The following is a 14,645-nucleotide window of genomic DNA, read 5'->3' on the forward strand; positions in this document are numbered from 1 at the left end:
CGACGGGGTCTCGCCCTGGACCGACTCGACCCCTAGGCTATTGGAGCGTCGGTCAGCGAGGACCGGCGCGTCGGTCGAGCAGGCAGAGTGCGGTCGAAGGAGACAGCGGATGAGCGTGACGGACGCGCAGGCCACCACCGAGCGCGAGCTCGACCAGGCGGTCGACGAGCTCAAGGTCGGCGCGGAGCGGTGGGCGCAGCTGCCCGTCGCGGAGCGGGCGGCGCTGTTCCGGCAGGTCCACGCCGCCGTCGTCGAGGTCGCCCACGAGTGGGCCACCGTCGCGGCCCGGGCCAAGCACGTCGACCCGTCCGCGCCCTACGCGGGCGAGGAGTGGATGACCGGACCGTACGGGGCGCTCGAGAGCGCCGCGGCGTACGCACGCTCCTACGAGGCGCTCGCGGCGGGCCGGTCGCCGGCCGAGGGCCTGCGGATCGGCGCCGCCCCGGGCGGCCGCGTGGCGGTCCGGGTGCTCCCGCGCAACGCCCAGGAGTGGGTGCTGTTCAACGGCTTCCGGGCCGAGGTCTGGATGCCGCCGGGCGTGGGCGAGCACCAGGTGCGCACCGAGGCGGGGCTGGGCGCCGGGAAGGTCGGCGAGTACGGCGGGGTGGGGCTCGTGCTGGGCGCCGGCAACATCTCGTCGATCGCCCCGCTGGACGCGTTCTACGAGCTCGTGGCGCACAACCGCGCCTCCATTGTGAAGCTCAACCCCACCTTCGGCGCGCTGCTCGACGTGTACCGACGCGCGCTCGCCCCCCTGATCGAGGTCGGCGCGGTCCGGGTCGTCACCGGGGACGGCGCCGTCGGGGCCTACCTGACGCGGCACCCCGGCATCGACAAGGTGCACATCACCGGCTCCGCCGCGACGCACGACGCGATCGTGTGGGGCACCGGTGACGAGGCCGAGGTGCGCCGGGCGGCCGACGACCCCCGCCTCAGGGTACCGATCACGAGCGAGCTGGGCGGCGTCGCGCCGATGATCGTGGTGCCCGGGCGGTGGAGCGCCGCCGACCTGCGGTTCCAGGCCGAGCACCTGGTCTCGATGCGGCTGCACAACGCGGGCCACAACTGCATCGCGGGCCAGGTCGTGGTGCTGTCGGCGGACTGGCCGCAGAAGGACGACTTCCTCGCCGAGCTGCGCGCCGCGCTCGCCCGGATGCCCGCCCGCGACCCCTGGTACCCCGGCACGGCGGACAAGGTCGCCCGCGCCGACGACACGCACCCGGACGCCGAGCACCTGGCCGGCCGGATCCTGATGGAGGTGGCCGCGGGCGACCCGGCGTGCTCCGACGAGTACTTCGCGCCCGTGCTGGCGTGGACGCAGCTTCCGGGCACGGGCGCCGAGTTCCTGCGCGCCGCCGTCGGCTTCGCCAACGACTCCCTGTACGGCACGCTCGGCGCCAACGTGGTGGTGCGGCCGCAGGACCGCCGGTCGATGGGTGCCGCGTTCGACGACGCTATCGCCGACCTGCGCTACGGCACCGTCGCGATCAACGCGTGGACCGGCGTGGGCTTCCTGCTGCCGGGCGCGACCTGGGGTGCGTTCCCGGGGCACACGGTGGCCGACGTCGGCTCCGGGATCGACGTGGTGCACAACGGGAACCTGCTGTCCGGGCCCGAGCGGACCGTGGTGACCGGGCCGTTCCGCCCGTTCCCGCGCAGCGTGCTGCACGGCGAGCTCTCGCTCTTTCCGAAGCCGCCGTGGTTCAGTGGTTCCCGGAGCGTGACGGACACGGGCCGGCAGCTCACCCGCTACGCGGTGGCGCCGTCGTGGGGGCGACTGGTGCCGGTCCTGCTCGCCGCGTTCCGCGCCTGACGACGCGCCTGACGACGCGCCTGACGAACCAAGGGAGACCGACGATGGTGATCCGCAGCCAGCTGCCCGACGTGGAGATCCCGCCCGTCAGCGTGTACGAATACCTGTTCGGCACGATCACGGACGCCGAGCTGGAGCGCGTCGCGGTGGTCGACGGCGTCAGCGGGGCGACCACGACGTTCCGCGCCCTGCGGGACCAGATCGACGCGGTGGCGGGGGCTGTCGCGGCGCGCGGGTTCGGGGTGGGCGACGTCGTCGCCCTGCACGCGCCGAACGTCCCGGCCTACGTCACCGTCTTCCACGGGCTGCTGCGCGCCGGGGTCACCGTGACCACCGTCAACGCGCTGTCCAGCGCGCCCGAGATCACCAAGCAGCTCGCCGACTCCGGCGCGCGGCTCCTGATCACCGTCTCGGCGCTGCTCGCCGCGGGCGAGGCCGGGGCCCGCGACGCGGGCCTGCGCGACGACCAGATCGTGGTGCTCGACGGCGGCCCGGACACGGGAGCGGGCCACACGTCCCTCGCCGACCTCCTGGCCGACCCGCACCCCGCTCCGGACGTGACGTTCGATCCGGCGACGCACCTCGCGGTGCTGCCGTACTCGTCGGGCACGACGGGCCGCCCCAAGGGCGTCATGCTCACGCACACCAACCTCGTGGCGAACGTGGCCCAGTCCATGGCCATCGGCGTCGGGGCGGACGACGTGGTGCCGTGCGTGCTGCCGTTCTTCCACATCTACGGCATGACGGTGCTGCTCAACCTGGCCCTGCGCACCCGCGCCCGGCTCGTCACGCTGCCCCGGTTCGACCTGGCCCAGTACCTGGGCGTGATCCAGGAGCACCGGGCGACCTTCCTGTTCGTGGCGCCGCCCATCGCGCTCGCGCTGGCGAAGCACCCGCTGGTCGACTCCTACGACGTGACCAGCGTGCGGGCCGTGCTCTCGGGGGCCGCGCCGTTCGGCGAGAGCCTGGCGGGCGCCGTGCGGGACAGGCTCGGCGAGCACGTGCGGGTGCTGCAGGGCTACGGCATGACCGAGATGTCGCCGGTCTCGCACGTCATCCCGTTCGACCGCGCGGACATCCCGTCCGGGTCGGTGGGGCTGCTCGTGGCGGGCATGGAGGCGAAGATCGTCGACCCGGCGACGGGCGCGGAGATCGAGCAGCCCGCCGACGGCGTCTCCGGCCCCGGCGAGCTGCTGTGCCGCGGGCCGAACGTGATGGTCGGCTATCTCGGCAACCCCGAGGCGACGGCGGCCACGCTGGAGGCGGACGGGTTCCTGCACACGGGCGACATCGTCACGGTCGACGCGGGCGGTGTGTTCCAGGTCGTGGACCGGCTCAAGGAGCTCATCAAGTACAAGGGCTACCAGGTGCCGCCCGCGGAGCTGGAGGCGCTCCTGCTCTCCCACCCGCGGATCGCGGACGTCGCGGTGATCGGGCTGCCCGACGAGGAGGCCGGCGAGATCCCGAAGGCGTTCGTCGTGCCGGCGGCCGGGGCGTCGCTGACCGAGGCCGAGGTCATCGCGTACGTCGCCGAGCAGGTGGCCCCGTACAAGAAGGTGCGCTCGGTCGAGTTCATCGAGGCGGTGCCCAAGTCGGCGTCCGGCAAGATCCTGCGCAAGGACCTGCGGGCCACGGCGGGGTAGCCGGGTCCGGTAGGGTCGGGCGCGATGTCGCACCACACTCCTGAACCAGCCTCCGCCGGGGATTCCACGAACCTCGTGCCGACGCCGGGCGCTGCCCGCAAGACCCGCGTCGTGATCCTGTTCGGCGGCCGCTCCGGCGAGCACGGGATCTCCGTCGCCACCGCCGGCGGCGTCATGAGCGCGATCGACCGCTCGAAGTACGAGGTGGTGCCCGTGGGCATCACCCCGAAGGGGCAGTGGGTCATCGCGGCCGACGAGCCCGAGCGCTGGGCGATCACCGACGGCAAGGCGGCCGAGGTCCCGGCGTCCGACGCCGAGGTGGTGCTCCCGCTGACCGTCGGCGACTCGGCGCTGCGCGTCATGGAGCCGGGTCAGGTGCCGTCCGCCCTGGCGGACGTCGACGTGGTGTTCCCCCTGCTGCACGGGCCGTACGGCGAGGACGGGACCGTCCAGGGCCTCCTGGAGCTCGCCGACGCGCGGTACGTCGGGTCCGGGGTGCTGGCGTCCGCCGTCGGCATGGACAAGCACTTCATGAAGATGGTCCTCGCGGGCCACGGCCTGCCGATCGGCAAGTACGCCGTCATCAAGCCGGGCGACTGGGACGTCCGCCGCGACGTCGTGCTGCAGACGATCGAGCCCCTGGGCCTGCCCCTGTTCGTCAAGCCGGCCCGCGCGGGCTCGTCGCTCGGCGTCTCCCGCGTGGACTCGCTGGACGAGCTGGACGCCGCCGTCGCCGAGGCGCGCCGGCACGACCCCAAGGTGATCGTCGAGGCCGGCATCGTGGGCCGCGAGATCGAGTGCGCGGTGCTCGGCGGCCGCGGCGGGGAGCGCCCGCGGGCGTCCCTGCCGGGCGAGATCGTGGTCACGGACGAGACCAAGAACGGCTTCTACGACTACGAGGCCAAGTACTTCGACGAGTCCGCGGTGCAGCTCACCTGCCCGGCCGACCTGCCGGACCACGTCATCAAGGAGGTCCAGGAGATCGCCGTCCGGACCTTCGAGGCCGTGGGCGCCGAGGGCCTGTCCCGCGTGGACGTGTTCGTCACGCCCGACGACGAGGTGGTCGTCAACGAGATCAACACCATGCCGGGCTTCACGCCGTTCTCGATGTACCCGCGCATGTGGGACGCGTCCGGCGTGCCCTATCCGGAGCTGATCGACGAGCTGATCCAGCTCGCCCTCGAACGGCCCACCGGCCTGCGCTGATCGCCTGTACTCTGCCTCTGACCAGGGCCGGGACATGTCCGGCGGATGGTGCTTGAGGCGACGGCGCTCGAGACGAGGGCGCTTGAGGAGGCAGGATGCTGGGCGAGCCCCGCTACAGCTACGCGGTGCGCGACGTGCGGGTGGCGAACGGGGTGCTCAGCATCGGGCTGACCTCCTTCGCCCTCGGCAACGTGATGCGGGTCGAGGTGATCGGCGTGGCCAAGCCGCAGCCGATCGGGGCCTGGGCCAACCAGGTGGCCTTCCCGTTCTGCATCGCCGCGGTGGTCCTGCTGCTGCTCCGCCTGGCCGGGGCCGACGACGTCCCGTGGGAGGCCGCCTTCGCCACGGCCTGCGCGGGCCTCGCGTGGCCCGCCACCCGCGCGTGGCAGCGCACCGGGCTCTGGAAGCCGATCTGGAAGTACCCGGTGTTCGCCCTGCAGATGGTCACGGCCTCCCAGCACGTGCACCGCATCTGCGCGCACGACGCCCGGCACCTCGCCGCGCTGGCCGAGCTGGTGGGCGCGGCGATGAAGGACCCGTCGATCTCGTACCACGGGAGCATCCAGCTCATCTCGAACGCCGACTCGCTGCACACCCTGGAGGCGGGTCGGGACTCGATGGTGCGCTGAGACGGCCCGGCTGTCTCAGCGCGCGATGCTCAGTGCACCGTGGGGTGCGGGTCCAGCCCGAACCGCACCAGCAGCGAGGACACGAGGTCCTCGTGCAGCGCCACGTGGTCGCCGAACGCGAACTCCTGGTGCCCGTACACGGCCATGCACTGCAGGCCGTAGACCTGCCGCCAGCTCGTCACCATGAGGTGGGCGATGCCGAGCGGCAGGTCCTGCCCGCCCACGGCGTCGCGGTACGTGCGCACCTGGCCGGCCAGCTCGGGGTCGAGCTCGTCTTCGGCCGGGAAGGGGATGCCGGAGGCGGCCAGCTCGCGGAACAGCGGCACGTAGTGGCCGCCGATCATCTCCGCCATGCGGCGCTGGAGGTCGCGGCTCTCGGGCAGCTCCGCGCTGATGCCGGACCCGATGACCAGGTCGAACTCCGCCGGGTTCCGGACCGCCCAGTCGAGCGAGGCCCGGGTCGAGGCGACCAGCGCCGCGCCGACGTCGCCGGGCTCCTGCCGGGCCACGGCGGCGCCTAGCGTGTCCAGCACCTCCTCGACGATCAGCTCGCAGAGCTGCGCGATGACGTCCTGCCGGTTCTCGAAGTGCCGGTACAGCGCGGGCGGCGTGACGCCGACCTCCTTGGCGATCGCGGCCATCGTGAGCTTGCTCAGGCCGTGCTGCCCGGCGAGCTGGTGCCGGGCCGCGTCGAGCACCTCGCGGTGCAGCTCGTCACGCAGGCGCTCCCGCCGGGACTGGACGGGCGGGTCCGCGTCGACGGTCGCCGGCTGCCCCGTGGTGGGTCGTTCTCTCACGGCAGGGCTCACTGACACTCCTTCGTGGCAGGTACCTGGGACACGGCGCCGGCGAGGTCGGCGATGAACGACGTCGAGTGGTCGTCCGTCACGGCGGGCGGCACGACCACCTCGACGGCGGGGTCGCGGCCGTAGGTGACGAACGACCAGGTGCCCTCGTCGTCGGTCCTGACGATCCAGTCGACGGTGGTCCCGTCGCCCGAGTCCACGTGCTGGCAGTCCCCGGACGGGCCGAGCTGCTCCACGCCGCAGCGCATCGTGACGGCACCGCCCGGCTCGCCCCAGGCCGCCGTGGCCTGGGCGTCGGTCGGCACCTTGGGCAGGTCCTCGCCGAGCTCGTCCGGCACGGCGAGCAGCACCTCCGCGCACAGCGGGTCGGCGGCGTCGGGCGCGACCTCCACCCCGATCGTCCGCGCGCAGCCGCCCAGGGCCACGGCGGTGAGGGCGGCGGCCAGCACGGCGACGGTCCGGGGGGTGACGATTCGGGCGGGAAGCACGGAGATACGTTACCCGCCCGGTGAGCGTGCCCGCCCCGGCGCCCGCCCGGGGTGCGTGCCGGTGTGCGCCCCGCGCGCCGGGCCGGATGCCGCTCCGGAGCGGCGCGGCACCTTAAGGTCTTCCAGTGACCCGCGTCCGTGACCTCTCCGAGGAGCAGATCCTCGAACGCATCCTCCCCCTGCTGCCCCGGGGGAGCGCCACGCTGCTCGGCCCGGGCGACGACGCCGCAGTGCTCGCCGCCCCCGACGGACGGTTCGTGGTCTCCACGGACGTGCTCGTCGAGGACCGCCACTTCCGCGCGCGCTGGTCCACGGGGTACGACGTCGGACGGCGTGCCGCCGCGCAGAACCTCGCCGACATCGCGGCGATGGGCGCCCGGCCGACCGCGCTCGTCACGTCCCTGGTGGTGCCCGGCGACACCGACGTGGAGTGGGTGACGGGGCTGGCCCAGGGACTGGCCGACGGCTGCGCGCCCGCCGGTGCGGGCGCCGTGGGCGGCGACCTGTCCGGCGGTCCCTGCCTCGTCGTGGCCGTCACCGTGCACGGTGACCTGGAAGGACGCGCACCGGTGCTCCGGTCGGGCGCACGGCCGGGCGACGTCGTCGCCCACGCGGGAGTGCGCGGGTGGTCGGCCGCCGGGCTGGCGCTCCTGGAGGCGGGTCTGGTCAAGGAACCGCCGTCGCCGGTGCCGCTGGAGGTCGGCGAGGGGGTGCTGCTCGAGGACGCCTGGGAGCGGCTGGTGTCCGCGCACCTGCGGCCCGAGCCGCCGCTCGCCGCGGGGGTCGCGGCCGCCGGGGCGGGGGCGACGGCGATGCTCGACCTCTCCGACGGTCTGCTCCGCGACGCCGGGCGGCTCGCCGCCGCGAGCGGCGTCCAGATCGACTTCGACGCCGGGGCGTTCCCCGCCGACCGTGAGGAGCTGCGCTCGGCGGCGCGGGCGGTCGCCGCGGCGTCGGGCCTGGGCGACCCCGGGTGGGGGCCCGGCCGGTCCGACGTCGACGGCGTGCTCGACGGCTGGATCTGGGGCGGGGGAGAGGACCACGGGCTGCTCGCCACGTTCCCCGCGGACGCGCAGCTGCCGGCGGGCTGGACCGCCGTCGGACACGTGCGGGAGCCGGGCGAGGCGCCGGCCGTCACGATCGGCGGCGCGGAGCCCGACGTCGGACCGGGCTGGGACCACTTCCGGGCGTGAGGCCGGGACCTGTCGCCGGCCGCACCCTGCCGAGGCTCAGCGCTTGCTGCTGAGACTCAGCGCTTGCGGAACCGGAGCTGCGTGAGCGGCTGGCCGCCGATCTCGTCGATGCGCTCGGTGCCGTCGTGCTGGAAGCCGTGCCGCCGGTAGAAGTGCTGCGCGCGCTCGTTGCCCTCCAGGATCCAGAGCGTCACGGAGCCCGAGTGCAGGCCGTCGAGCACGGTGCGCATGAGGTCGCGCGCCACGCCGCTGCCCCAGACGCGCGGGTGGAGATAGATGGCGTAGATCTCCAGGTCGCCCGGTTCGGCGTCCTCGTCGCGCGATGGCCCCACGCTGGTGAACCCGATGGGCCCGCTCTCGTCCTCGGCGACGAGAACAGTGGTATCTCGCGCTGTCACCGCCGCCGTCCACTGCCCGGCCCGGTCGGTGATGTCGAGCGAGGCCAGGTAGGAGTCGGAAAGGATCTCTGAGTAAGCACCACGCCAAGAGGCGATGTCGACACGAGCGATAGCTTCGGCGTCGGTCGTCGTTGCTGGGCGGATGGTCACGTCTTCCGGTGCCATCATGACCTTACCTTTTCACCGTGCGGGGCCCTGCGCAACCACTTCTTTGGTACCAGATGAAGGTTCTGGAAACGCCGAAGACGCCCGCCGGCGAACCGGCGAGCGTCTTCGTCAAGCATGTGCGGGTCGCGTCAGCGACCCGGCTGCGGCAGCGTCAGGCCGAGACCTTGCGCGTGACCTTGCCGGCCTTGAGGCAGGAGGTGCACACGTTGACGCGCTTGGGAGTGCCGCCCACGATCGCGCGGACGCGCTGGATGTTCGGGTTCCAGCGGCGCTTGGTGCGGATGTGGGAGTGCGACACGCTGTGCCCGAAGCCCGGGCCCTTGCCGCAGACGTCGCAGTTGGCAGCCACGGTGTCTCCTGAATGTCGTGCACGCCGGTGCATAACGACAGCACGACGTGATGATGGTCTAAAGGGAACGCCTGGATACTTCGGAGCAATCAACGCTTCTTGGCGTTCCAGGCAACTTCGACAGAGTACCTGATGGCGGGCCGCGCCCTCAAACCGTAGCCGCGGGGTGCTGCGTCACACCGACCGGACCGGGGGCTGTCCACAGGCCTGTGGGCGGCCGGACGCAATCGTCCCACCCGCTGGGTACGGTGGGATCCGTCCGAGCGGGTGCCCGGGCAGCCGCTCGTTCGTGGCGCGAGCATTCGTGACCCCAGGTGCAGGAGGGCAGAGCGTGACCGACGTCGACAGCGGCAGCCGGACGGCTGAGCCGGGACCCCAGGCGTACCCGCCAGGGGCGGGGCTCGACGACCCGGGCGTCGTGCGCGCCTGGGCGCGCGGGGCCACGGCGGCGCTGCGGCGTGAGCGCGAGGCGATCGACCGGGTCAACGTCTTCCCGGTGGCGGACGCCGACACCGGCACCAACCTCTACCTGACCCTCCGCGAGGGCGACCGGGCGGTCGCCGCGGCACCCGCGGAGGCCACGGGACCGCGGCTCCTGGCCACGCTCGCCCGCGCGGCGCTGCTGGGCGCGCGCGGCAACTCCGGCGTGATCCTCAGCGAGTGGCTGCGCGGGCTGGCCGTCGCCGCCCGGCGCGGCGGCACCACGGCGGACCTGCTCACGCGGGCGGCGGCGTCCGCCCGGTCCGCCGTGGCGGTGCCCGCTGAGGGCACCATCCTCTCGGCCGCCGACGCCGCGGGGGCGGCCGCGCGCGCCGCCGGGCCCGACGCCGGGCCGCTGCCCGTGGTGACCGCCGCGGCGGCCGCGGCCCGGGCGTCCGCGCGGGCCAGCCGGGAGGAGCTCGACGTGCTGCGCACCGCTGGCGTGCTCGACGCCGGCGCGCTGGGCCTGGTCCTCGTGCTGGACGCGCTGGTCGTCGCGGCGGCGGGCGCTTCGGCCGGTGCTTCGGCCGGGGCGGAGGCCCGTGAAGCGGGAGCCGGCGGGCCGGCCTCCGGCGACCTGGGCGCGGGCGGAGTGTCAGTGGTGCGCGGCAGCATGGACGCCGTGACCCTGGACCAGCTTCTCGACGCCGGTGCGCTGCCGAGCGCGCCGGACCCGGCGGACGCCGCGTCGTCGGTGACCGACGGCGAGGCCGAGCCGCACGGTGCCGGATCCGACGCCCTCGAGCTCATGTTCGTCCTCACCGGCCCCGCCGGCGAGCAGGCCGACACCGTCGCCGCCGGGCTGCGCGGCGCCCTGGCGGAGGTGGGCGACTCGGTGGTCGTCGTCGGTGGGGACGCGGGGACCGGCACGGCGGTCTGGCAGGCCCACGTGCACACCGACCACCTCGACCGGGCGCTCGTGATCGCGGCCGACGCCGCGCGGGCGGGCACGCTCGCGCAGGTGCACGTGCGACACCTCGCGGCGGCCGGCCAGCACGAGTGGGGCGTGGTGGCGGCGACGTCGGCGCCCGGCCTGGCGGGGGAGCTCGCGCGTGCGGGCGCCGTCGTCCTCCTCACGGGCGGGGTCGGCGCCACCGTCGAGGCCCTGGTGGCCGACGACGTCGAGCGGGCCGCGGCCTCGACCGGCGCCCGGCGCGTGCTGCTCCTCGGGGCGCCCGAGCTGACCGCCGGGGGCGGCGCGCACCTCGACGTCGACGAGCTGATCACCGTGCCCTCGGCCACCGACGTGCACGCCGTCGTGGCGCTGGCGGCCCTGGGCACACTGCTCCCGGTCGGGCTGCCGGTCGGGCTGCCGGACCTGGGCGGCGACCCCGTCGACGCGCACGCCGTCGTGGGCGAGGCGCTCGCCGGGCTGACCGTCCACGGCACGTCCGCCGCGGCCGCCGTCGACCTGCTGGAGGAGGCCGCCGGACCGGAGACCACCGTGGTGACGGCGCTGCTCGACGCCGGCGTGCCCGCCGAGCTGCCCGACCAGCTCGCCGCCGTCCTCGCCGGGCGCGCGCCGGACGCGGAGATCGTCGTCCTGGCGACCGGTCACCCGGGCGACGGGGTGCAGCTCGGCGTGGAGATCGCAGCGCCGGAACCGGAGGCGGACGCATGAGCGAACGGGTGGACGAGCGCCTGGAGCGGGCGTTCGACAAGCGGACCGCGACCGCCCTGGGCAAGCTCGGGCTGACGACCGTGGGCGACCTGCTGGGCCACTACCCGCGCCGGTACGCCGACCCGGGCGCGCTGACCGACATCGCGGCGCTCGAGGTGGGCGAGCACGTGACGATCCTCGCGCGGGTCGAGCAGGCCACCGTGCGGCCCATGCGCAACCGCAACGGCGCGCTCATGGAGGTGGTGGTGACGGACGGCACCAGCCGGCTGTCGCTCACCTTCTTCGGCAAGCACCGCGGCTCGCTCTACAACCACGAGAAGCGGCTGGTCCCGGGGGCGAAGGGCCTGTTCACGGGCACCGTCGGCCTGTACCGGGGCACGCGTCAGCTCACGCACCCGGACTTCACGCTGATGGGGGAGGAGTCCGACCTCGACAGCGACGAGGCGCTCATGGAGCACGCCACCAAGCCCATCCCGATCTACCCGGCCGCCGCGGGCATCCCGAGCTGGAAGGTCCAGGGCGCGCTCCGCGTCGTGCTGGACACGCTGACCGACGCCGACGTGCCGGACCCCGTGCCCGACGAGGTGCGGCAGCGCCAGGGCCTGCCGGGGCGGGCGGCAGCCCTGCGCAGCCTGCACCGGCCCGCGACGCTGGAGGAGGCCTACCAGGCCCGGCACCGCATGCGGTTCGAGGAGGCGTTCGTGCTGCAGGCCGCGCTCGCACAGCGCCGCGCCCGCACCGCCGCCGAGGACGCGACCGCCCGCCCGCCGCTGCCCGCGGGGCAGCCGAGCATCCTCGCGGACTTCGACGCGGCCCTCCCGTTCTCCCTCACCGACGGCCAGCGCGAGGTCGGCGACGAGATCGCGGCCGAGCTCGCCCGGCCCCGCCCGATGCACCGGCTGCTGCAGGGCGAGGTCGGCAGCGGCAAGACGGTGGTCGCGCTGCGGGCCATGCTCCAGGTGGTCGACGTCGGCGGCCAGGCGGCCCTGCTCGCCCCCACCGAGGTGCTCGCCGCGCAGCACGCCCGCACCCTGCGCACCCTGCTCGGCCCGCTGGCCGACGGCGGCACGCTGTTCGGTGCCGAGCGCGCGGGCGCCAGTACCCGCGTGGCGCTGCTGACCGGCTCGCTCGGCGCGAAGGCCCGCAAGGAGGCGCTCCTGCAGGCCGCGAGCGGGGAGGCCGGGATCGTGGTCGGCACGCACGCGCTGCTGTCGGAGCAGGTGCAGTTCGCCGACCTGGGCCTCGTCGTGGTGGACGAGCAGCACCGGTTCGGCGTCGAGCAGCGGGACGCGCTGCGCGCCAAGGGGCGCGTGTCGCCGCACCTCCTGGTGATGACCGCCACGCCCATCCCGCGCACCGTGGCGATGACGGTGTTCGGCGACCTGGAGACGTCGTCCCTCACGGAGGTACCGGCCGGGCGCGCGGGCATCACGACCGTCGCGGTCCCCGCGGGGAACGTCCGCTGGACCGACCGCACCTGGGCCCGCGTCCGCGAGGAAGTCGACGCCGGCCGCCGCGCCTACGTCGTGTGCGCGCGGATCCACCCGGACGAGGAGACCGACGAGAAGAGCGGCGCGAAGGCCAAGGTCCCGGCCAAGGACTTCGACGACGTGCCCGAGTACCTGGACCTCGGCGACCCGGGCGCCGCGGGCGCGGCCGACCGGCCGCCGCTGCGCGCCGTGCTCGAGGTGGTCGAGGAGCTGCGCTCGCGGCCGGAGCTCGCCGGGATCGAGGTCGGCGTCCTGCACGGGCAGATGCCGGCGGACCAGAAGGACGCCGCCATGGCCGCCTTCGCCTCCGGGGCGGCACCCGTGCTCGTCTCCACCACGGTGGTCGAGGTGGGCGTGGACGTCCCCGAGGCCACGGCCATGGTGATCTTCGACGCCGACCGGTTCGGCATCTCCCAGCTGCACCAGCTCCGCGGCCGGGTCGGGCGCGGCAGCGACCCCGGGCTGTGCCTCCTCGTCTCCGACGCCGAACCGGGCACCCCCGCCTTCGCGCGGCTGGAGGCCATGACGCAGACCACCGACGGCTTCAAGCTCGCCAACCTCGACCTGGAGCTGCGCAGCGAGGGCGACGTGCTCGGCGCCGCGCAGTCCGGCCGGGCCAGCTCGCTCCGCCTGCTCCGCGTGGTCAAGGACGCCGGCCTCATCGAGGAGGCCCGCACCGCGGCCGCCGACGTCGTGGCGGCGTCCCCCGACCTCACCGAGTTCCCGGAGCTCGCGCGCGCCATCCGCGCCCAGCTCGACGAGGACCAGGAGGAGTTCCTGGAGCGCACCTGACCGTGCCTCACCCGCTCTGACCTGGTCGGACGGCCAGATCCGGGACGGGGACCACCACGAACGGGATGACCCACTCCTTACGCCCGAAACATACAACCGATAGAGTCCCCGCCCGTGACGGTCGATGCGAGGCACGCGATCCACACGGGCAGGCCCGCGAAGACCGCGTGGCAGCGCGGAAGACTGCTCGCGCTCGGATCCGTCCTCGTCGCCCTGCTCCTCGTGGGCCACGAGTACGTGCCCAACCGCTGGGGAAACCTCGGCAGCCTCGTCCAGTCCTTCCTGCCCTGGCTCGGCCTCGCGGTGCCGCTCGGCATCCTCGCCGCGCTGCTGCGGCGGTCGGCGCTCGCGGTCCTCGCCGTCCTGCTGCCGCTGGCCGCCTGGATCTGGGTCTTCCTGCCGCAGATCCGGGCCGAGGCCACGCCCCCGGGCGACCTCACCGTGGTCCAGCACAACGTCAACGCCGCCAACTCCGACGTGGCAGGCACCGCGGAGGTCATCCTCGCGGCCGAGCCCGACGTCGTCACGCTCACCGAGGTGCCGTTCGACCTGGCGGAGAAGTACGACGAGGCGCTCACCGAGGCGCTGCCGTACCACCAGAGCGAGGGCACGGTCGGCATCTGGTCCAGGTACCCGCTCAAGGGCGTGCGGCCTGTGGACATCCTCGACGAGTCCTGGAACCGCTGCCTGCGCGCGGTGGTCGAGCACGACGGCGCGAACGTCGTGCTGTACGCGGCGCACCTGCCCTCGGTCCGGGTCGGGAGCGGCGGCTTCGAGACCGAGGAGCGCAACGCCGGCGCGCTCCGGCTGGCGGACGCGGTCCAGGCCGAGAAGGACGAGACGGTCGTCGTGGCCGGAGACCTGAACGCGGTCCTCGCCGACGACGCGATCGCGCCGCTGACCAACCTCGTCACCGCGCCGACCACCGGTTTCGAGTTCACCTACCCCGCGGTGTTCCCGGTGGCGCAGATCGACCACGTCCTGGCCCGCGGCGCCACCGTGACGGACGTCCGCGCCCTGCCCCGCACGGCCAGCGACCACCTCCCGGTGGTCGCCCACATAGACACCCCCTGGTCCTGACCCCCGCCCCACCCACCCCCCACCGGACCGCTGAGTGCTGGATATTTGCGCGTTCTCGTGCGCCAGGGACACAGATACCCAGCACTCAACGGGGCGGGGGCGGGTTAGGGTTTTCGGCGTGACCAGGATCGTCGCGGGGTCGGTGGGCGGGCGGTCCATCGCGGTGCCCGCCAAGGGCACCCGCCCCACCAGCGACCGTGTCCGCGAGGCGATCTTCTCCCGGCTGGAGCACCTCGACGTGCTCGACGGCGCCCGCGTGCTCGACCTCTACGCCGGCTCCGGCGCGCTCGGGCTGGAGGCCGCCAGCCGGGGCGCCGTGTCGGTGACCCTCGTGGACAGCGCGCGCGCCACGGCCGACGTCGCGCGCAAGAACGTCGCCGTCCTCGGCCTGACCGGGGTGCGCGTCACCACGGAGAGCGCCGAGCGGTACGCGGCGGCGCTCGCGGGCCGGGCGGCGGGTCCGGGCGGCACAGCGGGCGCGGTCGGCGC

General features: G+C 74.3%; 13 protein-coding genes. 9 read left to right on the forward strand and 4 right to left on the reverse strand.

Features of this window, described 5'->3' with window-relative positions; genetic code table 11:
• Window positions 1-109 precede the first annotated feature (109 nt).
• From ACFV9Q_RS24360 to ACFV9Q_RS24375, 4 genes are all read left to right on the forward strand, one after another.
• The gene (locus ACFV9Q_RS24360; RefSeq protein WP_377236545.1) at window positions 110-1,813 is read left to right on the forward strand and encodes an aldehyde dehydrogenase family protein; all 1,704 of its coding nucleotides are present in this window, start codon (window positions 110-112) and stop codon (window positions 1,811-1,813) included.
• Window positions 1,814-1,857: 44 nt separating this feature from the next.
• The gene (locus ACFV9Q_RS24365) at window positions 1,858-3,456 is read left to right on the forward strand and encodes an AMP-binding protein (protein WP_377236546.1); all 1,599 of its coding nucleotides are present in this window, start codon (window positions 1,858-1,860) and stop codon (window positions 3,454-3,456) included.
• Window positions 3,457-3,480: 24 nt separating this feature from the next.
• Window positions 3,481-4,662, forward strand: a complete 1,182-nt coding sequence (locus tag ACFV9Q_RS24370; RefSeq protein WP_377236547.1) for a D-alanine--D-alanine ligase family protein — start codon at window positions 3,481-3,483, stop codon at window positions 4,660-4,662.
• A gap of 95 nt (window positions 4,663-4,757) precedes the next feature.
• Window positions 4,758-5,291, forward strand: coding sequence for a hypothetical protein (locus ACFV9Q_RS24375; RefSeq protein ID WP_377236548.1), 534 nt, complete (start codon window positions 4,758-4,760; stop codon window positions 5,289-5,291).
• A gap of 29 nt (window positions 5,292-5,320) precedes the next feature.
• Here the strand turns inward: ACFV9Q_RS24375 and ACFV9Q_RS24380 are convergent, their stop codons facing one another.
• The gene (locus ACFV9Q_RS24380) at window positions 5,321-6,100 is read right to left on the reverse strand and encodes a TetR/AcrR family transcriptional regulator (RefSeq protein WP_377236549.1); all 780 of its coding nucleotides are present in this window, start codon (window positions 6,098-6,100) and stop codon (window positions 5,321-5,323) included.
• A complete protein-coding gene (locus ACFV9Q_RS24385) occupies window positions 6,097-6,585 on the reverse strand; it encodes a DUF3515 family protein (protein WP_377236550.1) in 489 nt (162 codons plus the stop codon). The genes ACFV9Q_RS24380 and ACFV9Q_RS24385 overlap by 4 nt, the downstream gene beginning before the upstream one ends.
• A gap of 125 nt (window positions 6,586-6,710) precedes the next feature.
• On the opposite strand from ACFV9Q_RS24385, the gene ACFV9Q_RS24390 reads away from it, so the two are divergent.
• On the forward strand, window positions 6,711-7,778 hold the full coding sequence (locus ACFV9Q_RS24390) for a thiamine-phosphate kinase (protein ID WP_377236551.1): 1,068 nt from the start codon (window positions 6,711-6,713) through the stop codon (window positions 7,776-7,778).
• A 56-nt stretch (window positions 7,779-7,834) separates the two neighbouring features.
• On the opposite strand, the gene ACFV9Q_RS24395 is transcribed toward ACFV9Q_RS24390, so the two are convergent.
• Window positions 7,835-8,344 carry a GNAT family N-acetyltransferase gene (locus tag ACFV9Q_RS24395; protein ID WP_377227809.1) on the reverse strand — a complete coding sequence of 170 codons (510 nt, stop codon included), beginning with the start codon at window positions 8,342-8,344 and terminating at the stop codon, window positions 7,835-7,837.
• A gap of 151 nt (window positions 8,345-8,495) precedes the next feature.
• Complete coding sequence (rpmB, locus tag ACFV9Q_RS24400; RefSeq protein WP_119143026.1) at window positions 8,496-8,693, reverse strand: 50S ribosomal protein L28; 198 nt, start codon at window positions 8,691-8,693, stop codon at window positions 8,496-8,498.
• Between the two features lie 331 nt (window positions 8,694-9,024).
• On the opposite strand from rpmB, the gene ACFV9Q_RS24405 reads away from it, so the two are divergent.
• The 4 genes from ACFV9Q_RS24405 to ACFV9Q_RS24420 all read left to right on the forward strand — a co-directional run.
• Window positions 9,025-10,794: a DAK2 domain-containing protein gene (locus ACFV9Q_RS24405; RefSeq protein WP_377236552.1), complete on the forward strand. Its 1,770-nt coding sequence runs from the start codon at window positions 9,025-9,027 to the stop codon at window positions 10,792-10,794.
• Complete coding sequence (locus tag ACFV9Q_RS24410; RefSeq protein ID WP_377236553.1) at window positions 10,791-13,076, forward strand: ATP-dependent DNA helicase RecG; 2,286 nt, start codon at window positions 10,791-10,793, stop codon at window positions 13,074-13,076. Before ACFV9Q_RS24405 ends, ACFV9Q_RS24410 begins: the two co-directional genes overlap by 4 nt.
• Before the next feature lie 114 nt (window positions 13,077-13,190).
• The gene (locus ACFV9Q_RS24415; protein WP_377236554.1) at window positions 13,191-14,156 is read left to right on the forward strand and encodes an endonuclease/exonuclease/phosphatase family protein; all 966 of its coding nucleotides are present in this window, start codon (window positions 13,191-13,193) and stop codon (window positions 14,154-14,156) included.
• Window positions 14,157-14,274: 118 nt separating this feature from the next.
• Window positions 14,275-14,645 (forward strand): RsmD family RNA methyltransferase (locus ACFV9Q_RS24420; RefSeq protein WP_377236555.1); only part of this gene is annotated, 371 nt, incomplete at its 3' end.

The sequence above is a fragment of the Promicromonospora sp. NPDC059942 genome, from assembly GCF_042731755.1.
Lineage (GTDB): Bacteria > Actinomycetota > Actinomycetes > Actinomycetales > Cellulomonadaceae > Promicromonospora.